This window comes from Amycolatopsis acidiphila (genome assembly GCF_021391495.1).
Classification (GTDB): Bacteria; Actinomycetota; Actinomycetes; order Mycobacteriales; family Pseudonocardiaceae; genus Amycolatopsis_E; species Amycolatopsis_E acidiphila.
In genome coordinates, this window is sequence record NZ_CP090063.1 from 4662261 (window position 1) to 4681816 (window position 19556).

20 protein-coding genes are annotated in these 19556 nt (G+C 73.8%); 11 read left to right on the plus strand and 9 right to left on the minus strand.

Translation table 11 applies throughout. The features are described from left to right. Positions 1–5: 5 nt before the first annotated feature. The 3 genes from LWP59_RS40410 to LWP59_RS22755 all read right to left on the minus strand — a co-directional run bounded on the left by LWP59_RS40410 (position 6) and on the right by LWP59_RS22755 (position 975). Entirely contained in the window at positions 6–140 is a 135-nt protein-coding gene (locus LWP59_RS40410) for a hypothetical protein (protein ID WP_267903784.1), read from the minus strand. Between the two features lie 68 nt (positions 141–208). After that, entirely contained in the window at positions 209–793 is a 585-nt protein-coding gene (locus LWP59_RS22750; protein ID WP_186383331.1) for a CGNR zinc finger domain-containing protein, read from the minus strand. Positions 794–807: 14 nt separating this feature from the next. After that, positions 808–975 carry a hypothetical protein gene (locus LWP59_RS22755; RefSeq protein WP_186383332.1) on the minus strand — a complete coding sequence of 56 codons (168 nt, stop codon included), beginning with the start codon at positions 973–975 and terminating at the stop codon, positions 808–810. A 182-nt stretch (positions 976–1157) separates the two neighbouring features. Between LWP59_RS22755 and LWP59_RS22760 the strand changes: the two genes are divergently transcribed. The 4 genes from LWP59_RS22760 to LWP59_RS22775 all read left to right on the plus strand — a co-directional run bounded on the left by LWP59_RS22760 (position 1158) and on the right by LWP59_RS22775 (position 8890). Then, on the plus strand, positions 1158–4298 hold the full coding sequence (locus LWP59_RS22760) for a discoidin domain-containing protein (protein WP_144641106.1): 3141 nt from the start codon (positions 1158–1160) through the stop codon (positions 4296–4298). A 90-nt stretch (positions 4299–4388) separates the two neighbouring features. Beyond that, on the plus strand, positions 4389–6599 hold the full coding sequence (locus LWP59_RS22765) for a hypothetical protein (protein ID WP_229857196.1): 2211 nt from the start codon (positions 4389–4391) through the stop codon (positions 6597–6599). After that, the gene (locus LWP59_RS22770; RefSeq protein ID WP_229857195.1) at positions 6529–7923 is read left to right on the plus strand and encodes a hypothetical protein; all 1395 of its coding nucleotides are present in this window, start codon (positions 6529–6531) and stop codon (positions 7921–7923) included. The genes LWP59_RS22765 and LWP59_RS22770 overlap by 71 nt, the downstream gene beginning before the upstream one ends. Before the next feature lie 79 nt (positions 7924–8002). Then, positions 8003–8890 carry a MurR/RpiR family transcriptional regulator gene (locus LWP59_RS22775; RefSeq protein WP_229857194.1) on the plus strand — a complete coding sequence of 296 codons (888 nt, stop codon included), beginning with the start codon at positions 8003–8005 and terminating at the stop codon, positions 8888–8890. 24 nt (positions 8891–8914) lie between these two features. On the opposite strand, the gene LWP59_RS22780 is transcribed toward LWP59_RS22775, so the two are convergent. Together LWP59_RS22780 and LWP59_RS22785 are read right to left on the minus strand one after the other, a co-directional pair. Further along, positions 8915–9865 (minus strand): threonine ammonia-lyase, encoded by a 951-nt coding sequence (locus tag LWP59_RS22780; protein ID WP_144641113.1) that lies wholly within the window; start codon positions 9863–9865, stop codon positions 8915–8917. Between the two features lie 25 nt (positions 9866–9890). Further along, a complete protein-coding gene (locus tag LWP59_RS22785) occupies positions 9891–10121 on the minus strand; it encodes a hypothetical protein (protein WP_222425595.1) in 231 nt (76 codons plus the stop codon). Here LWP59_RS22785 and LWP59_RS22790 point away from each other — a divergent pair. Further along, on the plus strand, positions 10104–10781 hold the full coding sequence (locus tag LWP59_RS22790; protein ID WP_222425596.1) for a GntR family transcriptional regulator: 678 nt from the start codon (positions 10104–10106) through the stop codon (positions 10779–10781). The genes LWP59_RS22785 and LWP59_RS22790 overlap by 18 nt on opposite strands. 1 nt (position 10782) lies before the next feature. Here the strand turns inward: LWP59_RS22790 and LWP59_RS22795 are convergent, their stop codons facing one another. Together LWP59_RS22795 and LWP59_RS22800 are read right to left on the minus strand one after the other, a co-directional pair. Then, positions 10783–11727 (minus strand): MurR/RpiR family transcriptional regulator, encoded by a 945-nt coding sequence (locus tag LWP59_RS22795; RefSeq protein ID WP_144641119.1) that lies wholly within the window; start codon positions 11725–11727, stop codon positions 10783–10785. A gap of 59 nt (positions 11728–11786) precedes the next feature. After that, positions 11787–12011: a hypothetical protein gene (locus LWP59_RS22800; protein WP_144641121.1), complete on the minus strand. Its 225-nt coding sequence runs from the start codon at positions 12009–12011 to the stop codon at positions 11787–11789. Here LWP59_RS22800 and LWP59_RS22805 point away from each other — a divergent pair. Continuing rightward, positions 11989–12327 (plus strand): hypothetical protein, encoded by a 339-nt coding sequence (locus LWP59_RS22805; RefSeq protein WP_144641124.1) that lies wholly within the window; start codon positions 11989–11991, stop codon positions 12325–12327. The genes LWP59_RS22800 and LWP59_RS22805 overlap by 23 nt on opposite strands. A 268-nt stretch (positions 12328–12595) precedes the next feature. On the opposite strand, the gene LWP59_RS22810 is transcribed toward LWP59_RS22805, so the two are convergent. Then, positions 12596–13198, minus strand: a complete 603-nt coding sequence (locus LWP59_RS22810) for a TetR/AcrR family transcriptional regulator (RefSeq protein WP_144641127.1) — start codon at positions 13196–13198, stop codon at positions 12596–12598. A gap of 96 nt (positions 13199–13294) precedes the next feature. On the opposite strand from LWP59_RS22810, the gene LWP59_RS22815 reads away from it, so the two are divergent. The 4 genes from LWP59_RS22815 to LWP59_RS22830 are packed head-to-tail and all read left to right on the plus strand — an operon-like array spanning position 13295 to position 17723. Beyond that, the gene (locus tag LWP59_RS22815; RefSeq protein ID WP_144641130.1) at positions 13295–14803 is read left to right on the plus strand and encodes an MFS transporter; all 1509 of its coding nucleotides are present in this window, start codon (positions 13295–13297) and stop codon (positions 14801–14803) included. A gap of 54 nt (positions 14804–14857) precedes the next feature. Beyond that, the gene (locus LWP59_RS22820; protein ID WP_144641133.1) at positions 14858–15985 is read left to right on the plus strand and encodes a hypothetical protein; all 1128 of its coding nucleotides are present in this window, start codon (positions 14858–14860) and stop codon (positions 15983–15985) included. After that, the gene (locus LWP59_RS22825; protein ID WP_144641136.1) at positions 15982–16890 is read left to right on the plus strand and encodes an ABC transporter ATP-binding protein; all 909 of its coding nucleotides are present in this window, start codon (positions 15982–15984) and stop codon (positions 16888–16890) included. The genes LWP59_RS22820 and LWP59_RS22825 overlap by 4 nt, the downstream gene beginning before the upstream one ends. Continuing rightward, the gene (locus LWP59_RS22830) at positions 16890–17723 is read left to right on the plus strand and encodes an ABC transporter permease (protein ID WP_144641139.1); all 834 of its coding nucleotides are present in this window, start codon (positions 16890–16892) and stop codon (positions 17721–17723) included. The genes LWP59_RS22825 and LWP59_RS22830 overlap by 1 nt, the downstream gene beginning before the upstream one ends. Here LWP59_RS22830 and LWP59_RS22835 read toward each other — a convergent pair. Then, positions 17713–18525, minus strand: a complete 813-nt coding sequence (locus LWP59_RS22835) for a lipase family alpha/beta hydrolase (protein ID WP_229857193.1) — start codon at positions 18523–18525, stop codon at positions 17713–17715. The two genes, LWP59_RS22830 and LWP59_RS22835, sit on opposite strands and share 11 nt — an antisense overlap. A 334-nt stretch (positions 18526–18859) precedes the next feature. On the opposite strand from LWP59_RS22835, the gene LWP59_RS22840 reads away from it, so the two are divergent. Then, positions 18860–19555, plus strand: a complete 696-nt coding sequence (locus tag LWP59_RS22840; RefSeq protein ID WP_144641298.1) for a response regulator transcription factor — start codon at positions 18860–18862, stop codon at positions 19553–19555. Position 19556: the final 1 nt, after the last annotated feature.

Below are 19556 nucleotides of genomic sequence, written 5' to 3' on the forward strand. Positions count from 1 at the left end.
GGCGGCTACGACGACTGGTCGTGCTGTCCCTGCTGGAGCCGGCGCCAGGCGAGCCGGAACGGGTCCCGCCCGTGCACGCGACCGGTCTTGACGTCGAACCGCGCCGCGAAGAGAGCCTGCTCGGCCACCCGCGCGTCCACCTGATGATCCTTGCAGCGTTTCAGATAAGTTCGGAGTCCTCGTCCCTCATCCACATCTTGCAGAGTGCCTACGCGAGCCACGGCGGGCTAGCCCAGCCGGAACAGTTCACCATGTCGGGGGACGCGAGGACGCCGCTGGAGTCCCGCCCGAGCACGTCGACCTGAAGCGCAGCGCGCGGTCGCGGTGTGCGTCCAGTCCGGCCACGATCGCGGGTTGGCGCTGCTGGGCGCGGGGGCGAGTGCGACCGCGAGTCCTCAAGGGACGCCGCCTGCGACTTCCGGGCCCGGTAGTGCGCGGCCTTGACCCGGTTGCCGCACTCGTCCATGCCGCACCACCGCCGGTTCCCGGCACGGGAGGCGTCCACGAAGATCCGGGTGCAGCGCTCGCCCTCGCATTCGCGGACACGCACCTGCCCGGTCCGGGACAGCAGGTCCGCGGCCGAGCGCGCCACCTCCCCCGCGATCGCGCGCGCTCCCCCGGTGGGGCTGAGGCCCTTCGGGGTGAGCTCGTAGCGCGGCGGCTGCGCCTGCGCCCAGGCGTTGAGCGCTTCGACGTCCTCGGGCGCCCGGCGAAGCCCGGCGAGGGTAGCGGAGAAGAGCCGGTAGGTCGTCTCGCGGAACTCGCACAGCCACGCGAAGTCGTTCTCCCGCAACGGTGGCGCCTCGGTCAGGAGGTTCGCCTCGACCGCCCGCGGGCCGCGTCCGCGGGGGCGGTCAGCAGCTCCTCGGGCTCGTCCCGCCGCCACTTCAGCGTGCCGGCCAGGTCCAGCGCGAGGTTTCCACTGACGAACACGAAGCTCAACTTCGCGACCAGCAGGGAGAACCTGGAGACCATCCTCGCCCGGCTCGCCGCCGCACTCGAGGACAGGCGCGCGACCGGTGATTGCGCACCGGACAGGATTCGGACAGGTACCCACCGAAGATCTTGACGCCGCCCGGGGCGGCATCGAAAACTGGGAGGCGACTTCGCGCTGACAACGTTGTCGAGGCCTCCCGCGGGCCGGAAAGTGGTGGTGGATGGCCGAGCACGCATTCCGGGTCAACCGCCGGCAGGCGCTGCAGGCGGCGGGTGCGCTGGCGGCGGCCACGGGTCTCGCCGGCATGGCCGCCCCGGCCGTGGCGGCGGCACCCGGGGACCGGCCGGGTGCGGCACCCGACCTGGTCGCCGCGACGTACTACCGCGTGCTACTGCGCCACACCCAGTGGGCCGAACAGCAATTCGACGCCACGCTCGGCTACTACCGCGCCACCGACTTCTCCTTCGCCGTCGTGCTCGGCAACGCCGTCCTGCTCACCCGCGGCGACTACGACGCCGCACTGGCCGGCGTCGACCGGGAAACCCTGCGCGCCCACACCCTCGCGACGATCAGGCACTTCGCCGCCGGCAACGTCGTCGCGGGCGGCTCGGAATGGGGCGAGACCCTGTTCTTCGACACCACCTTCCAGTCCTACTTCGTCCTCGCCGCACGTCTACTGTGGACGGATCTGGACGACGCGACGCGGGCGGCGGTGGACCGGATCGTCCGCGGGCAGGCGGCGTACACCGCCTCGCTGGGCACCGCCGACGACCCGCGCTCGGGTGGCTGGACGCCGAACGGACTGACCGGCGGGTTCGTCGGCGACACCAAGCTGGAGGAGATGGGCGTCTACGCGCAGTCGCTCGCGCCCGCGCTGGCCTGGGCCGCGGACGATCCCGCGGCGCCGCGGTGGCGCGAGCTGTTCGGGCGGTGGAGCCGCAACGAAACCGGGCTCCCGGCGGCGGACCTGGCCACCCCCACGCTCGTCGACGGCGTCGCAGTGTCGGCGAACACCGCGGCGAACCTCTACGACACCTTCATCGTCGAGAACCACGGCTCCTTCGGCCCGCACTACCAGGAGGAGCTCTGGCGGACCTCCGGCCGCAACGCGATCCACTTCCTGCTCGCCGGGCAGCCGCTGCCACGGGTGCTCACCGCGCAGCCGAACGGCGAGCGGCTCTGGCGCACGATCCTGCTCGCGATGAGCGACGCGGGCGAGCCGCTGATGCCGATGGTCAACGACCGCGAGCACCTCTACGGCCGGGACGTGATCCCGCTGGCGTTCCGCTCCCAGGTCCTCGACGACCCCTTCGCCGCGCGGGCCGAGGCGGAGCTCGCGGCCCGGCTGGAGCCGTACCAGGACTACGCCCCGGCGATCCGGATCACGAAGTTCTCCGGCGAACCGAAGTACGAGCCCGAGGCCCGCGCCGAGCTCGCGATCAGCTACCTGCTGCACGAATGGCGTGCCCGCCGGTCGCCCGCGGTGACCCCGGTTTCGCGGGAGCGCCTGTTCCAGACCGCGAGCGGGGTGCGGGACTTCGGCGACGGGCCGGGTCTCGTGGCGCAACAGAGCGCGGCGGCGTGGGCCGGGGCGGTGAGCAAGCCCGGGTTCACGAAGTTCGCCTGGCAGCCGGCGCACGACGACTGGCTGTTCGTGGTCAGCGGCGCCACCCCGATGTTCCTGCCCGCCACGAGCCTCTCCCCCACGCGCCGGGCCACCAGCGTGTACCTGGCCGTCCGCGACGGGTTCGACGGCTCCAGCACGGTGCTCTCGTTCGCCGGCGGCCGGGCGGGCCTGGCCACCCTGCCGACGGGTTCGGTCGTCTACGCCAGTTCCGGGCTCGGCACCGGCGACGGTCAGGTCTCGGTGCAGAACCTGACCATGCCAGGGGTCGCCGGTCTCGACGGGGACCGCACCTACACCTTCGCCGAGGGCAGGGTCTCGGTGCCGTCGGTCGATTCGGGCAAGCGCGGTGGCATCCAGCCCCCGGCCGGGGTGACCAGGGTGGACGAGCTGGTGTTCGCCGCGACCTCCGTGCGCTACGTGCGGGTGCTCGGCGTTACACCGCATCCCGTCTACGGCTACTCGCTGTTCGAGGTCGAGGTCCGCGACGGCGCCACCGGCCCGGACCTCGCGCTGAACCGGCCGGCCTCGGCTTCCTCGGCCGACGCCGGACGCGACGCGGCGTACACTGTGGACGGTTCCTACAGCACGCGGTGGGCCGTGGCCAAGGCGGAGCGTCCCCGCGCGGACAGCTGGCTCGCCGTGGACCTCGGCGCGTCCGTGCGGGTCGACCGGGTGCGGTTGTTCTGGGAGTCCGCCGCCGGCAGCGAGTACCTGATCCAGGGTTCGGCGGACGGTACCGGGTGGCAGGAGCTCGCCGCGTACCCGGACCCGGACGTGCGCAGCGAAGGCGGCTGGCTCTCGGTCGACGACCGCGCGGGGTTCGTGGTGCGCGGGCCGAACCCGCTGACCGTGCACGGGGACCGGATCGTGCTCTCCGACGGTCCGGACGCGCCGGTTCTCGTCGAGGGCTACGTGGGCCGCTCCGCGGACGCACTCGCCGCGATCCGGCGGCAGCAGGCGCCGGTGGTGTCCGCGAGCACCGTGCAGGCGAGCCTCGTGGACGGCTACCTCTGCGTGTTCAACCTCGGCACCGCCGCGGCCACGGTCACCGTGACCGTCCCCGGCACACAGGACGTCCCGTTGTTCCAAGGCATCCAGACGGTCGGCGCCGACGGCAGCGCGCTGCGGGTCAGCCTCGACGCCGGGAGCGGACGGCTGTTCGCGCCCCGGTTCCGGCTGCGCGGCCGGGTTCCCGCGGGCACCACGGTAACCGTCCACAACGGACAGACCGTGGACTTCACCGGACCGCGGTCCCTGCTGCTGCTCGCCCATCCGTCCGGCCGGACGCTGCCGGTGCAGGTGAGCCCGGGCCGTACCAGGACGGTGGTCGTGCCGGGCGTGACGGCGTTCCCGCTGGACGACCTCGCGCTCGGCGCCGACACGTTCCCGGCGCCGCCGGTCCTGCCACCGGGCATGACGGACCCGGCCGCCGCAGTGGACGGGGACGGGAGGACGTCGTGGACGCCGGGGCCGAGCGGGCGGATGGTGGTGGACTTGGGCGCGGTGCGGATGATCGGCGACGTGGTCCTGGACTGGGCCGGTGGCCGGCTGCCGGCCGTCGAACTGGGCCTGAGCCACGACGGCCGCGCCTACACCCCGGTTCCCGCGCGAGGCCGGACAGCGCGGCGAACGGAGATCCCCGTCGACGCCGAAGGCCGCTACGTCTCGGTCGCCACCCCGTCCTGGCGCGCGGGAGACGCGCCACTGACCTCGGTGACGGCGCATCCGGCCTAGCTCACTGAGCCGAACGGCCGTAATTCCTCACTGTTTCGGTTCCGGCCGTTTCGGACGGTGATGTCAGCGCGTCTCCAAGACGTGGACGGGATGGACAGTCTCCGGCACGCGATCGCGACGATACCCATTCCCGGGGCGCCGCCACGGCTTTCGCACTCGGGCGCGGCCATCGGCCTGGCGTTGCTGGACACCTCGTTGCGGCTCAACCACGTGCGCAGGCTGACCGAGCGGCTCACGGTCGTCGAGCACGGCAGCGCGCGGCGCATCACCGAGGTCGACGTCGGCCTCAAACTGCTCGACGAGGGCCAGCGCCAGGCGACCGCGCAGCTGCACGACCTGCTCGGCAAGGAGCACGGGGTGCGCGCCCCCGCCGGCGGCCCGCGGCAGCGGTCGCTGTGGGTGCCGCTGGCCCGGCTGCCCCGCCGCGACGTCTCGCCGGTGGACGTCTACGACAGCGCCGGGCAGAAGCTGCCGCGGTTGACCCAGCACGAGGCGTCCCGCCTGCTCGCCTCGGGGCTTTACCTGCTGCTGCGCGGAATCCTCGCCGGCGACGAGCACGCCCAGTCGGCGAAACACGAGCTGAACACGTTCCTGTACCAGGTGCACGAACCCCGCTGGCTGGTGCAGCAGGCGCTGCTGACCCTGCTCACCGAACGCAACCACCCGGCGGACGAGTTCGTCCTGCCGCCCGCGGCGGGCACCGTCCCCGGCTACGGCAGGCAGTGCCGGGACATGGCGCTGCAGGTGCTCGGCCATCATGCGGACCTGCTGGTCGAGTACGCGCAGCTGCTCGACGTCGCGGTGCGCGACTACCTGCTCGTCGTCGCGCTGGACGACTCGGTCGACGAGCACCGCCTCACCTACGAAACCCCGTTGCACGTCGACGCCCGCGCGCCGTGGTGGACCGAGCAGCGGCGACGCCTCCTGGCCAGCCGCCGCGGCTACTTCGTCGCCTACGAGACCACGATCCCGGCCACGCTGAAGTCCTATCACCTGGTGGCCGGCACCTCCCCCGAGGCGGAGATCAGCCGGATGTACCTGTCCACCGACTCCGACCGCCATCTGGTCGAGGGGCTGGCCGCGGACCTGGAGTCCCTGGCCGAACGGCAGGAGGCCGCGGGCCTGCAGGAGTCGGGCGGCGCCACGCACAAGATCCTGGAGCTGCAGGCGCAGACGGTGCTGCGCAGGCTCGCGGACCTGTTGCGGCGCCGCAAGTGGGAGGCGGGCCAGTCGGGCGTGGAGCTGCCCGAGGAGAACCTGCCGGTCGCGCACCTGCTCGCGGCGGCGGCGATCACCGGGGACGCGGTCCGCACCGAGACCAACGAGCTGGACAACTCGCTGCGGCGGCATCCGGAGTTCACCGTGGCGAACCTGCGGGCCGCGGGGTGGGAGCTGACGGACCGGGAGCTGGGCCAGGACCTGGTGCTGGTCGGCACCGTCAGCGACAACGAGGCCCGCGCCTACTGGCGGAGGTCGGGCCGCGACGACGTGCGCGGCGAGCAGGTGCGTGTGCGGGCGGGGCTGGTGCTCAAGGACTCCACGAAGTCGGGACCGCTCAACGTGCTGGTCTACGCCCTGGCCGTCGCCATGGTCTCCTTCGTGCTCGGCTGGCTGCTCGCCCGCACGCCCTGGCCCTACGGACGGGCGGCCACCGCCGCGCTCGCGCACATCGGGGACGGCCAGTCGGTGATCACCATGCTGCTGCTGGTGCCGGGCTTCCTCTACACCCGGCTGTCCCTGCCGCCCCGGCGGACCGTGGTCGGCTACCTCGGCACGCTGCCGAGGGCGCTGGGACAGCTGAGCATCGCGGCGGCGGCCGCGTTCGCCGCGACGATCGCCACCCAGAGCCCCGGCCGGCTCGTGCAGCTCTCGCTGACCGTCGCGGTGGGGCTGCCGGTGCTCGCCGCGTTGTTCCTGTTCGCCCAGCGCTCCTGGCACGAGTCGGCGGTACCGCTGTCGCGGATCGGCGTGCCACGCTGGGTGGGCACGACCGCCCGGACGCGGCGGCGCCCGCGCCTGCCCAACGTCCGCTTCGACTCTTCTGGGGGTACCGATGGCTCTCCTACCCGGGGATCCGGGCGCGTCGATCCGCAACGTGGCAGACCTGGCCAGGGCGGGGTTCGAGATCGCCCGCCGTCCGGTGACCAAAGTGGACTACGAGGTGCACCACATCCGGGCGCGGCAAGGATATTTACGCGATCTCACCACCGGCGCGACCTTCTTGGAGACATTGTGCTCGGCGACCAACGGCGGCGGCGTCGCGATCGGGACGCGTACCCGCAAGCCGGCGGACGAGGCTGAGACGGTCGAGCTGGAGGACGGCCAGCAGCAGGCGGAACCGCCGCAGCCCGCGGCGGACGGCTGGATCTTCCGGCAGGCGGCGTGGCCCAACCCGACCTTCATCTACGAGTCGGCGCAGACCTTCGAGGGGCTGATCGGGATCGACCCGGTCGCGCGGGAGCTGAGCGAATGGCACGGCCTGGCGATCCGGGATGTGACCAAGGAGATCTCCGAGGCCGCGGCCGGCCTCGCCGGCGCGCCGCTGCTGACCCTGCAGTGCCCCGCGCAGCTGCCCACGATCGTCAAGACCCGCAACCACGACCTGCGCACCCGCAAGGAGATCGCGTCGGCCTGCTCGTCGCTGGCGGTGCGGTTCTCCATCGCGCTGCGGGACACCTCGGCGGCCCGGCGGTTCGAGCTGAGCGACCGCATCCGCGAGCTGTGCGAGAAGCACGGGTTCAGCTTCTGGATCTCCGACACCCGGCCAGGGCACCGGCCGGGCAACTGGTTCGAGGTGTGCCACGCCGAGGGTGAGTTCTCCCCGCTCTACAACGGCGATCTCCGCTCGCGGCAGCGGATCGGCACCTGCCTGCCGGTGACCTTCGCCGGCCCGGCGCGGATCGGGTCCACGCATGCGATCGTGTCGTTCCTGCAGCGGTATCCGCAGGTCGGCGTGACCGGCTGCACGGGGACGTCGCTGGCGGACCTGGCGTTCGTGCACCTGCAGCTGTCGATCCAGGGAGTGGCCGCCGACCGCCTGAACCGCATCCTGGGCAAGCTGCTGGAGGAAGGCTCCGCGCCCGCGCGCCCGCGCAAGCTGCTCCGCGAGCTGTTCAACCGGCTGGGCCTGCGGCCCGATCCGGTCGAGCAGGCCCCGGCGGCGCCCGATCCGGCCATCGACTACCAGACCTTCCTCGGGCCCGCCTTCGCCTACCGGCCGCACCTCATGCCGGACTCGCTGGCCGTGTGGGTCTCCTGGGAGGTCGCGCGGCAGGACCGGGGCCTGGCGGCGCCGCTCGACTGCCTGTACCGGGCGATGGCCACGCTCGTGCCGCGGCTGCCCGGCGAGGCGGGGCAGCGGTCGCTGGCCGACGCGGCGACGGTGGAGTACCTGATCTGCCGGGCGACCGAGCAGTCCGTGGTGCGCGGCAAGGCGAAGCTCGCCGTCCCGAAGCCGGTGCTGCAGCGGTTCTCCGCGAGCAGCGGGCAGTCCCCGCCGTCGAAGCTGTGCGTCTCGCTGGAGGAGGCGTGGAAGGCGCAGGTCGACCAGTCCGATGTGGACGGCGTCGGCGAGCTGACCGTCGCCTGGCGCGAGTCCTGGCTCGGCCACTGGACGTACTCCTGAAGCACTGCGCACGGGCGGCCGGCCTGCCGCTGCCCCGCGACCGGCGCGTCCCGGGCGGGATGTCGGTACGCTGCGGGACGTGACCGGAAGCGAAGGAGACGGCGGTGCGCTGGCCGCGCGGATCGGGCGGCGCACCGGCGAGCTGTCGCCCGCCGAGCAGCGGGTCGCGGAGTACCTGTGGAAGCACCCGGGCATGATCGTGCTCTCCACGGCGGCCGAGCTGGCCGAGCTGGCCGGGACCAGTGACGCGACCGTGGTCCGCACCGTCAAGGCGCTCGGCTACTCGGGGCTGCCCGAGCTCAAACGCGCCGTCGGGCACGAGGTCGTCTCCGACACCCCCGCCGCCCGGCTGCGGCAGAAGGTCGAGCAGGCGGGCGACGACCCGGCGTCCCTGGCGGACGAGCTGCTCGCCGAGTCCATGGAGCGGCTCGCCGAGACCCGACGGCTGCTCGCCGGGCCCGCCTTCACCGCCGCCGTCGACCTGCTCGCCGGGGCCGACGAGGTGATCGGCTACGGCCTCGGCCTGTCCGAGCTGCCCATGCGCTACCTGGCGATGCGGCTGCGGCGGCTGGGCCGGCGCGCCCGCAGCTCGGCGGCGACCGGCTTCCGGCTCGCCGACGACCTGCTCCCGCTCGCGCCCGGTCACCTCGTCGTGCTGAACGCGCCGGAACGCCTGCTGCCCGACATGCGGACGCTCGTGCGCCACGCCCGCGCCGCCGGGGCCGGGGTGCTGCTGCTGACCGAGTCGCTCGGCGCCACTTTGGACAGTCAGGTCGACGTGACCCTGACCGCCGTGCACTCGCCCAGCCGGCTCACCGCCGAAGGGCTCAGCGCCACGTTCCTGCTCGACTGCCTCCTGCTGGCACTCGCCAAGCGGGACCCGGGCGCCGCCGCGGAGCACGCGGAGCTGCTCGCCACCCTGCGCACCAGGCTCGCCCCCGGCGACCAGCGTTCCCGCCGCCCCTGACCAGGAACTGTCCACTGTGGACGCTCAGTCCTCGCGGAGGATCCCGGCCAGCGCGGTCGTGCTGCTGTTGCGCCCGGCCCAAGGGCACCAGGTCGTCGCGCAGCGCGGCCAGAGCGGTCGCGGACGCGCCCTCGGCCACCAGTCCCGCACCGGCCACCAGCTCCCGGATCGACCGCCGGATCGACTCCTCGGCCACGTGTCCGAGCTCGAGCCGCAGTCGCGGACGATCCGCGGGGTGATCGACGACGGTTCGAGGTTGCCGTACAACCCGTCCGCGATCGTCTCGCCCATCGGCACCGGGACCACGTGGCCCGCCGCCACCGCGGTGGACAGCGCCCGGCAGGCGTCGGCCTCCACGCCGACGACCCGCACGTCCTGCTTCGCCCGCCGCGCGCCGAGGGCCACGCCGCTGAGCAGACCGCCGCCGCCGGCGGGGACGACGACCGTGAAGTCCTCGTCCAGCACGTTCGCCACCTCGGTCGCCAGCGTGCTCTGCCCCGCGATCACGTACCGGTCGGTGTAGGCGGAGACGTACCGCATGCCGTTGCGGCCCAGGTCGAGCGCATGCCGTTCCGCGCCGTCGAAGTCGTCGCCCTCCAGCACGAGGTTGATCGGGTACCGGCCCAGCGCGGCGATCTTCACCGGTGCCGCGGTCTTGGGCACCACGACCGTCGAGTCGACCGAGAGCAGCCGCGAGCCGTAGGCCATGCCGAGGGCGTGGTTGCCCACCGAAGCCGTGACCACGGGCTTGCCCGCCGCCCCGTAGGCCGTCAGCGCGGCGAGCGCGCCCCGGACCTTGAACGTGCCCATCGGCTGCGCGCCGTCGTACTTGAGGTACACCGGCACGGGGAACCCGGCCTGGGGGAACGGGATCAGCGGCGTCGGGGGCAGGTGCCGGGACACCACCTCCCACGCCCCGTCGAGCATCTCCTCGTCGATTCCGGTGCCGCTGCCGGGCAACCCGAGCGTGGTCATGTCTCTCCCCCGCTGGTCGTCGAAGTCAGTCCCGCCCCCGGCCCCGGGCGGGCGGCAGCGCCGTGGGACCGGAGTTGACGTTGACGCGGCGCTCCAGGACGACCTCGTCGCCGTCGAAGCGGAGCGTCAGGTGGTCGATGAACGGCGACTCCACGAAGTGCCAGGTCAGCTCCAGCACGTCCGGCGACACCAGCCACCGCGCGGCGGCCACGATCAGCGCCGAGGGATCCTGGTACGAGTGGTGCAGCCGCCACACGCTGACCCCGGTGCGCTGCTGGACGACACCGCGGTGACCGCCCCGGACGAGGAGCTGTACCTGCGGATCGCCGCGGACCGGCTCGACGGCGTGCTGCCCGACCGGGTCACCGAAAGCGCGCTCGGGCGCCGGTACCGGCTCACCGCGGCCCAGCTGGCACGGGTGCTGCGCAGGATCAGCGCCGAGGGCTGGCTCGAGCGACTGCCGGGCTACGGCTGGCGGTTCCGGTCGCTGCCGACCTCACAGATGTCCTGTGTGGACAGTTATCGGTTCCGGCTGCTGATCGAGCCCGCCGCGCTGCTCGAGCCCGGGTTCGTCCTGGACAGGGCGGGTGTCGAGCGGGTGCGGGCCGAACAGACCGGGCCGGCCGCGGGCGGGGCCGCGGCGGTGGGCAACGCGGAGCTGTTCGCCCGCAACCGCGAGTTCCACGAGACGATCGTCGCCTGCTGCGGCAACACGTTCTTCATCGACGCCCTGCGCCGGACCGACGACCTGCGCCGGCTGATCGAGTACCGCCGCTCGCTGCCCCGGGACCGGGCGGCGGTCCGCTGCCGCGAGCACGTCGAGATCGCCGACCTGCTGCTGGCCGGCAGGCGGGCCGCGGCCGCCGAACGGCTCCGCCTGCACCTCGGCAGTGTCGGACAGGAGAAGGGTGGCTGAGCTACCGCTCCGCCGCGCCCGAGCGCTTGGCGGCGCGGCGCCTGGGGACGGTCGCGCGCTCGTCGGGGTGCACCAGCTCCGAGCGCAGCGACGTCAGCAGCTCCGAGGTCCGCGTCGCCCGCCCCTCATCCCGGACGGCCAGCTCCAGCAGCAGCGCGTCGGTCAGCACCTCGCCGGTGAGCATCTCCCCGGTGTAGTTGGTGACCGGCTGGGTGGCGGTCAGCGTGACGTCCACCCGGTCGCCGAACAGCGCGCCCAGGGAGCTGGAGATGAGCAGGACCCGGGCGCCGACCGCGTGCGCGTGGTCGAGCAGGACCTCGATCTCACCCACCAGCCTGCTCGGGATGTAGAACACGATGAGGTCGTCCGCACGCAGCTCCAGCAGGTCGTCGGCGAGCTGGAAGCCCGTGGCCCAGCTCGCGCGCGCCCGCCTGCCCATCCGGGTCAGCCGCATGCTCAGGTACCGGGCGAGCATGCCGGACCCGCCGAGCCCGAAGCTCAGCACCTCACGCGCCTCGTCGAGCAGGTCGACCGCGGCGCTGAACTCGTCCTCGTCGACCAGCCGGAAGGTCGCGGCGAGGCGCTCGGCGGCCTCGGCGAACACCTTCGCCACCACCGACTCCTCCCCCGTGGCCCGGTCCGTGCCCCCGGCGCGCTCGCCGTGGAGGTGGCGGGCGGCACTGGTCTCGACCACCACCTCCGCGGCGAGGGTCCGGCGCAAGTCGAGCAGACCCGCGAAGCCCAGGGACTTCGCGGTGCGGACCACCGTCGCGTCGCTGGTCTTCGTCGCGCTGCCGATCTGCTCGGCGGTGGCGAAGATGGCGTGGCGGCCGTGGTCGCGCAGGTACTCCGCGACGATGCACTCCGCGCGCGACATCCCGGCCAGGTTGCGGTTGATGCGGGCGCTGAGCGAGCCGCGCTGCCCGCCTTCGCCGTTCTCCGTCATTCGTGCTCTCCCCGTGGATCGGCCTGCGTACTACTGTCACGCGGCCCGGCCGCGACCGCTCACGACCGGCCGGCCGGCACCTCGGACATGAACTGCTGGACCGTGGCCTGCAGCTGCAGGCCACGGTGCGCGATCCCGGGCACCAGGTCGAAGCGCACGTCGATGCCGTTGGCCTCGAAGTTGCGCCGCAACGCGGTCAGCCGCGCCACCCGGGTGTCGCCGCCGGCGTCGATGTCCGGCTCGGCGATCTCCCAGGTCTCGGTGTCCTCGGCCCCCACCACCATCTGGACGGGGACCTCGCGCAGCGCGGCGTACGCGGTCACCGCCGCGATCTACATCGTCATCAACTTCGGCCTGTCCCGGATCGCCGACACGCTGGACCGGCCCCACCGCGGCCGCCGTCGCGCCCAGGCGCACGCCCCCGCGAGCCCGGCCGGAATCGCCACCGAACCCGTAGCCTGGCTGTCCGTCACCACCGAAGAGATCGCACGCGCGGAAGCGGCACTGGCGCGCAACTACCACCCGTTGCCGGTCGTCGTGGCCGAGGGCAAGGGCGCCTGGGTCACCGACGTCGAAGGCGCGCCGTCGCGCGGGAAGTAGGAGTCGGCCGCGGGATCCCCGGCGTTGTAGGCGGCGAGGAAGGCCCTGATCGTCGCCTCGACTCCCCCGGGCACGGTACAAACGGTCGCCGATGCCGGTGTGGGCGGCGGGCTCGGTGCGGGAGCCTGGCACGGCCCCGGAGCGCAGCCGGCGAGCAAAGCACCACCCACCACCGGTTCCGCCGCCGCGCCGCAGTCATCCTGCCGGTGTACCACCACGTCCTCGATCTGCTTCCGGATGCCGCCGAACCGGTACACAGAGCGTCCCCTCAACCGTGCGCGGCGAGGAAGTCGTCCACCAGGCGGGCGCAGAAGGCGCGGTCGTTGGGGCGCCGGGTGATCAGGGCGTTGAACAGCAGCGGGCCGATCAGCTGCGCGGCGGCCAGGTCGAGGTCACCCTCCCGCGGCTCGCCCCCGGCCAGGCACTCCGCGAGCACCGGGTTGAACGGCCGGCGGTAGCTGTCGATGATGTGCCGCCGCAACGAGGCAAGCCTCGTGCGCTCGTCGGCGCCCGCCGGGGTCTCGCCGGACAGGCCGCTCGCCGTCATCCACACGACCGCCACCATCGTCGGGGCGTGCGCGAGCTGCTCGGCCTGGCCGAGCACCAGCCGCAGCAACCGGTCCCGGGGCGTCCCGCCGGGTCCGGGAGCCGGCAGCGGCGGCAGCAGCTCCTGGAACGCCGCCGCCAGCAGCTCCGCGCTGTTCGGGAAATGGCGGTACAGCGTGGACCTCGCCACCCCGCTGCGCGCCGTGACGGCCTCGATCGTCGCCCGCTCGATCCCGCCCTCGGACAGCAGCGCGACGGCCGCCGCCAGGATCGCCGCGCGCGAACGGTCCAGGCGCGGGTCGCGGCGGAGCTCGTGCGTCGTCATCGAACGGATTCTCCTCCCACCCCGGGCGACGAGCGATTCAGAACCGACAGTACTGCTACGATACCGTTGGTTTCGTTTCCGGCCGAGCGAGGTGTGATGCGCGTACTGGCACTGCCGCCCGGCCGCCGGGCCTGGGCGGTGGCGGTCATGTGCGCCGCCGTCGGGATGGTCATCGGCATGGTCACGATCGTGAACACCGCACTGCCTGCCATGGCCGCCGAGACCGGGCTGGACCAGTCGCAGCAGACCTGGGTCGTCGACGTCTACACGCTCGTGCTCGCGGCACTGGTGCTGCCGGCCGGGGCGCTGGCCGACCGCTACGGCCGCCGGGGCGTGCTGGTCCTCGGCCTGGTGGTGTTCGCCGTCAGCTGCGCGGCACCCCTGCTCACCGAGTCCGCCGCCGGCCTGATCGCGGCCCGCTCGGTCACCGGCCTGGCCGCGGCGCTGATCATGCCGCCCACACTGTCCATCATCAACGCGAGCTTCCCGCCCGCGGGCCGCGGCCGCGCGATCGGCCTGTGGGCGGCGGTGGCGGGACTGGGCGGGCTGCTCGGCCTGATCGTCGCCGGGCTGCTGCTGCAGCACTTCTCGTGGCACGCGGTGTTCCTGGGCCCGGCGGTGTTCTCCGCGCTGCTGGCCGTCGCCGCCTGCACGGTGCCGACCTCCCGGGAAAGCCGCCGGCACCCGTTCGACCACCTCGGCGCCGCGTTGAGCGCGCTGTCGATCGGCGCGCTGGTGTTCGGCATCCTGCGCGCCGCCGACCTGGGCTGGAGCAGCCCGGTCGTCCTCGGGGCGCTGGTCGCCGGCGTCCTGCTGGCCGGGCTCTTCGGCTGGTTCGAGTCGCGGCGGGCCGAACCGCTGCTCGACGTCCGGCTCTTCGCCAACCGCGCCTTCAGCACCGGTGCCCTGTCGGTCACCCTGCAGTTCACCGCCGCTTTCGGCGCGCTGTTCGCGATGGCGCAGTACCTCCAGCTCGTGAAGGGCTACGAACCGCTGAAGTCCGGCCTGGTGCTCTGGCCGATCGCGGTCTCGCTGCTGCCGCTGGCGATGGCCTCCGCGCCGCTCGCGCGGAAGCTGGGCCTGCGCACCCTGACCTGCCTCGGCCTCGCCACGGTCGTGGCCGGGGTCGTGCTGCTGGGCAGGCTCGGCCCGCACAGCGGCTATCCGGCACTCGCCGTCGCGGTGTGCGTGCTGGGCGGCGGCCTCGGCCTCACCGCACCCGCCGCGACGAGCGCCATCCTCGACAACGTGCCGCCGGACAAGTACGGCGTCGCCTCCGCCGTCAACGACGCCACCCGCGAGATCGGCGCGGCGCTGGGCATCGCGCTCGCCGGCAGCATCCTTTCGGCCACCTACACCGGCACCGTCAAGGCGTCGACGGCGGCGCTGCCGGCGCCCGCGCAGCAGGCGGCCGACGGCTCGGTCGCCGGTGCGCTCGCCGTCGCCCGGCAGTACGGCCCTGCCGGACAGGACCTCGCGGAGGCCGGCCGCGCCGCGTTCAGCCACGGGATGTGGTTCAGCCTGCTCGCACTGGCGGCCATCGTCGCGGCGGGAACCGTGGCGCTCGGCTGTATCCGCCGGCCGCGCAAACCCACGGATCCGTAAGAACTCGGGAGCCGGCCGACGCCGTTTCGGGGCGTACAAAGGGACGCAGAGGTGATGTCCTTGTCGGTCGTGCGGCAGGCGAAACAGCGCCGGTGGACGGTGGTGGCCGCGGTGGCGGCGGTGCTCGTGGCGATACCCTCGATCGTCGCCGCTGTCCGGCCCGCCGGGCCGGCGGCCGACGCCGGGCGGCTGCGCGATCTCGTGCTGCGCTCGGACACCGCGCCGTACCAGGGAGATGCGCACAGCACGGGCGCGCTCGCCCTGCCAGAGCTGCCGAACCTCGCCGACGTCACCGCCCTGTTCTCCGCCACCACGACCGTGCGCGCCTGGTACGCCGGGCCCGACCGCTACCGCGTCGCGGTGCTCACGACGGCGGGCGAGCGCGACACCTACCGGTTGCCCGGCAGCGAATACACCTGGGACTACGGCACGAACACGCTCACCGAGGTCGCCGGGCAGCAAGCCGTCCGGCTGCCGCGGGCGAGCGACCTGCTGCCACCCGAGCTCGCACGCCGGCTCCTGAGCGCGGCGCCGGCCGACCCGGTGACGGCGTTGCCCGGCCGGAACGTCGCCGGGGTCGCGGCCTCGGGGCTGCGTCTCGCCGCCGCCGACCCGGACACCACGATCGGGCAGGCCGACATCTGGGCGGACCCGGCCACCGGCCTGCCCCTTCGCGTCGAGGTGACCGCACGCGGGCAGCACGCGCCCGGGCTCGTGACCGAGTTCGACGACGTCGACCAGAGCCGCCCCGTGGTCACCGCGCCGCAACCCGCACCGGGCAGCGGCTTCAACGTGTCGAACGCGCCGGACATCGCGAACGCGCTGGGCGCGCTCGGCCGCGTGCGGTTGCCCACGGCCCTTTCGGGTCATCCCGTGCGCGACGTGAACTTCGCCGGCGTCCAGGGCGCTGCCCTCTACGGGACCGGCCTGGCGACGTTCACCGTCGTCGCCGTCCCGGCCAACATCGCCGACTCGGCGGCCGACGCGGCCGGAAAGGCAGGCGCGGCAACGGAAACACTCGCCGCGGGCACCGGGGTGTTCCTGTCGATCACGCCGCTGTCGCTCGCGATCGTGCACCGGCCCGGTGCGCGCAGCGGCTACCTGCTCGCCGGCCTGGTCGGTCAGCAGGTGCTGCGCGCGGCCGCCGACGAGCTCTCGCAGCTGCGCCGGGGCGGCCGATGATCGTCACCCACGCACTGACCAAGCGGTTCGGCGCGACCGTGGCCGTCGACGCGGTCGACCTGCACGTCCGCGAGGGCGACCGGTACGGCTTCCTCGGCCCGAACGGCTCGGGCAAGACGACGCTGGTGCGGATGCTGCTCGGGCTGGTGTACGCGACGAGCGGGGAGATCGAGGTGCTGGGCAGGCCGGTGCCGAAACGGGTCGCCGAGGTGCTGCCGCAGGTGGGCGCGCTGGTGGAGGGGCCCGGCGCGTACGGGCACCTGTCCGGGCGCCGCAACCTCGCGTTGTTCGACGCGGCGGGCCGCGGTGGTGGCCGCCGGACGCGGGCCCGGCGCATCGGCGAGGCGCTGGAACGGGTCGGGCTGGCCAACGTCGACCAGCGCCCGGTGAAGGCCTACTCACTGGGCATGCGCCAGCGCCTCGGGCTCGCGGGCGCGTTGCTGCGGCGCCCGCGCCTGCTGATCCTCGACGAGCCGACGAACGGCCTGGACCCACAGGGCATCAAGGAGATCCGGGAGCTGCTCATCGAGCTGAACTGCGACGGCACCACCGTGTTCCTCTCCAGCCACCTGCTCGGCGAGATCGAGCAGCTGTGCACGCGGGTCGGCATCGTCGACCGGGGCCGGCTCGTGCTGGAGGACGACCTCGCCGCCCTGCGCGCCGCGACCGGGCGGATCCTGCTCGGCACGCCCGACCCCGCGGCGGCCGCCGCCGTCCTCGACGGGCAGCTGGAGTCCCGCGACGGCGAGCGGCTGGTGATCCGGCACGACGACCCGGCGGCGCTGAACGCCCGGCTCGTCGGGGCGGGGGTGCGCGTGCGGTCGATCGAAGCCGAACGGCGGACGCTGGAACAGGTCGTCCTCGAGGCCACCGGGCCCGGCTCGGACCGGTTCGGGGAGCCGTGATGATCGCCGTGGAACTGCGGAAGCTGGTGCTGCGGCCGCGGATGTGGGTGAGCGTCGGGCTGCTGTGCCTGCTGCCCGCGATCGTCGCGGTGTTCCTGGCGACGGCGGACTTCGCGCCGCCACCGGGGCAGGGCGGCGCGTTCCTCTCGGCGGTGGTCGGCGACGGCTCGCTCTACCCGGCCGCCGCGCTCGCCCTGGTGCTGCCGCTGTTCCTGCCGATCGCGGTGGCCGTCGTCGCCGGGGACGCCATCGCCGGCGAGGCGGCCGGCGGCACGCTGCGCTACCTGCTCGTCCGGCCGGTCGGGCGGACCCGGCTGCTCGTCGCGAAGCTGGTCGCGGTCGCGGCGTACGTCACCGCCGCGATCGCGATCGTCGTGCTGACCTCGCTGGTGCTCGGCGTGCTGCTGTTCGGCACCGGCGGCGAGGCGGTGCCGGGCGGCCCGCCGGCCGGCGTCGTCACCCTCTCCGGCGGGTCGCTCAGCTCGTCCGGGCTCGCGCTGCGGCTGCTCGGCGCCGTCGCCTACATCGTGCTGTCGATGCTGGGGTTCGCCGCGATCACGATGTTCCTGTCCACGCTGACCGACTCCGCGCTCGGTGCGGCGCTCGGCGGTCTCGCGGTGCTGATCACCAGCTCGGTCCTGGAAACCCTCGACGCGGCGGCGCCGGTGAAGCCGTACCTGCCGACGCACTACTGGCTGTCCTGGATCGACTTCTTCCGCGATCCCGTGCTGTGGCGCAACATCGACCACGGGCTGGTGCTGCAGGCGGCGTACATCGTGGTCTTCATGGGCGCCGCGTGGGCCAACTTCGCGACGCGGGACATCAAGAGCTGAACGCCGCGCAGCGCGCGGGCGCGGCCAGCGGTGCCGTGCCCAGCGCCTGCAGGACGAGCGCGACCGCCTCGGGATCGGTCGGCAGGTCCCCGTGCGCGGCCGCGTCGGCGGGGCACGCCTGCTGCAGCGGCACGTTGAGCGCGCCCGGCAGCCGCGCCGAGTCCGGCGGGGTCACCACCTCGTCGCGCTCGGTCCACACCGACAGCCACGGCAGGCCGGGCGGGAGCGGCTGCTGGTCCAGCTCGCGCAGCAACGCGCTGCCCGGCGTCAGCTGCCGGCACGCCGTCGGGCAGGCACCCGGCACCAGCACCCCGCCCGCGGCGGCGAGGCCCGTGCCGTGCAGCGGCGCGCCCAGCGTCACCACGCGGCGCGCCTGATGCGCGCCGCCGTCGCGGGCGACCCACAGCCGCGTGACCACACCGCCCGCCGAGTAGCCGATCACGTCCACCGACGGCGCTCCGCGCTCGTAGGCCTGCTCGACCGCGTCGGCGAGCACCCCGGCCTGCGCGAGGAGGTCACCGGTCCCGTCACCGGCGAGGGTCAGCACGTCGGCCTCGCGGCCGGTCTCCTGCCGGATCCGGGCCGCGAGCCGCTCGAGCGCGGCCTGCGAGCCGCCGTACCCGGGGACGAGGAGCACCGGGCCGGGCCGGTCCTGCGGCGGCGCCCCACTCTGCGGGGCGGCACCGCGCCCGCCGGTGACCACGCCCGCGCCGACCGCCGCGGCGACCACGACGAGCACGACGGCGGCGAGCAGCAAGCGCCGGCGCGGGCTGACGCCACGCCACCAGGTGGGAACACGCACCTGTCCATCATGACCCGGCCGTTCGTGGTGCGGGACGCGGCAGTGAAGCCGGCCCTGCGTGATCGCGCCCAGGCGGTCAGGCCACGACCTGCACCTGCGCGCCGACCGCGAGGGCGTCGAAGAAGGTGGCGGGGGCGCGGACGTCGTCGTGGTCACCAGCGCCTCACTCGCCACCACCCGCGCTGCCGTGCCGGCAGCCGGCCCACAGGCGGCGACGAGCGCCAGGGCGCCCACCGCCAGGGTCAGCCGCAGCCAGGTCGGCGCCCGGCAAAATCATCCGATGGCGGACCGGCGGAGCCGCCGTCCGCGGCGTCGCGGCGTTTACCCTGCGGTCATGGTGCGGTTGCTGCTGGTGGAGGACGACGAGACGATCGGCGGCGTGCTCGACTCGAGCCTGCGCCGCCACGGGTTCACCGTGCGGTGGGAGCGCAGCGGGCACGGCGGCCTCGCCGCGGCGGCCGGGCAGGACTTCGACCTCGTCCTGCTCGACCTGGGGCTGCCCGACCTCGACGGGGTCGAGGTGTGCCGCCGGCTGCGGGCGGGACAGCCGCAGGCCGTGCTGGTGATCCTGACCGCCCGGCACGACGAGATGGACGTGATCGTCGGGCTGGAGGCCGGTGCGGACGACTACCTCACCAAGCCCGTCCGGCTGGGCGAGCTGCTCGCCAGGGTGCGGGCGCACCTGCGGCGCGGCCCGGCCGGCGCGGCGCCGCTGTCGAGCGAGATCGAGGTCGGCCCACTCCGGATCGACGTCGGGGCTCGCCGGGTCTATCTCGGCGGCGCCGAGGTCTCCTTACGTGCCAAGGAGTTCGACCTGCTGACCCGGCTCGCCGCGAGCCCGGGCACCGCGGTGAGCCGGGACAGTCTGATGACCGACGTGTGGGACGCCCACTGGTACGGATCGACGAAGACGCTCGACGTGCACATCGCGTCGTTGCGCCGCAAGCTGACCGGCGCCGCAGTCCGCGGCGCGCCCCGGATCTCGACGCTGCGTGGCCACGGCTACCGGCTCGAACGCCCGCAGGAGTGAC

Coding starts and splice junctions, on each gene's coding strand:
- LWP59_RS22810 (WP_144641127.1), bottom strand. CDS start 13,198: ATGACGACGCACGAGCTCCGCCGCGACCCGCGCCTGGACCGTTCGCGC.
- LWP59_RS22800 (WP_144641121.1), bottom strand. CDS start 12,011: ATGGTGGTGGGGGCCGAGGACACCGAGACCTGGGAGATCGCCGAGCCG.
- LWP59_RS22780 (WP_144641113.1), bottom strand. CDS start 9,865: ATGACCACGCTCGGGTTGCCCGGCAGCGGCACCGGAATCGACGAGGAG.
- LWP59_RS22760 (WP_144641106.1), top strand. CDS start 1,158: ATGGCCGAGCACGCATTCCGGGTCAACCGCCGGCAGGCGCTGCAGGCG.
- LWP59_RS22755 (WP_186383332.1), bottom strand. CDS start 975: ATGGTCTCCAGGTTCTCCCTGCTGGTCGCGAAGTTGAGCTTCGTGTTC.
- LWP59_RS22765 (WP_229857196.1), top strand. CDS start 4,389: ATGGACAGTCTCCGGCACGCGATCGCGACGATACCCATTCCCGGGGCG.
- LWP59_RS22820 (WP_144641133.1), top strand. CDS start 14,858: ATGTCCTTGTCGGTCGTGCGGCAGGCGAAACAGCGCCGGTGGACGGTG.
- LWP59_RS22830 (WP_144641139.1), top strand. CDS start 16,890: ATGATCGCCGTGGAACTGCGGAAGCTGGTGCTGCGGCCGCGGATGTGG.
- LWP59_RS22825 (WP_144641136.1), top strand. CDS start 15,982: ATGATCGTCACCCACGCACTGACCAAGCGGTTCGGCGCGACCGTGGCC.
- LWP59_RS22815 (WP_144641130.1), top strand. CDS start 13,295: ATGCGCGTACTGGCACTGCCGCCCGGCCGCCGGGCCTGGGCGGTGGCG.
- LWP59_RS22840 (WP_144641298.1), top strand. CDS start 18,860: ATGGTGCGGTTGCTGCTGGTGGAGGACGACGAGACGATCGGCGGCGTG.
- LWP59_RS22795 (WP_144641119.1), bottom strand. CDS start 11,727: ATGACGGAGAACGGCGAAGGCGGGCAGCGCGGCTCGCTCAGCGCCCGC.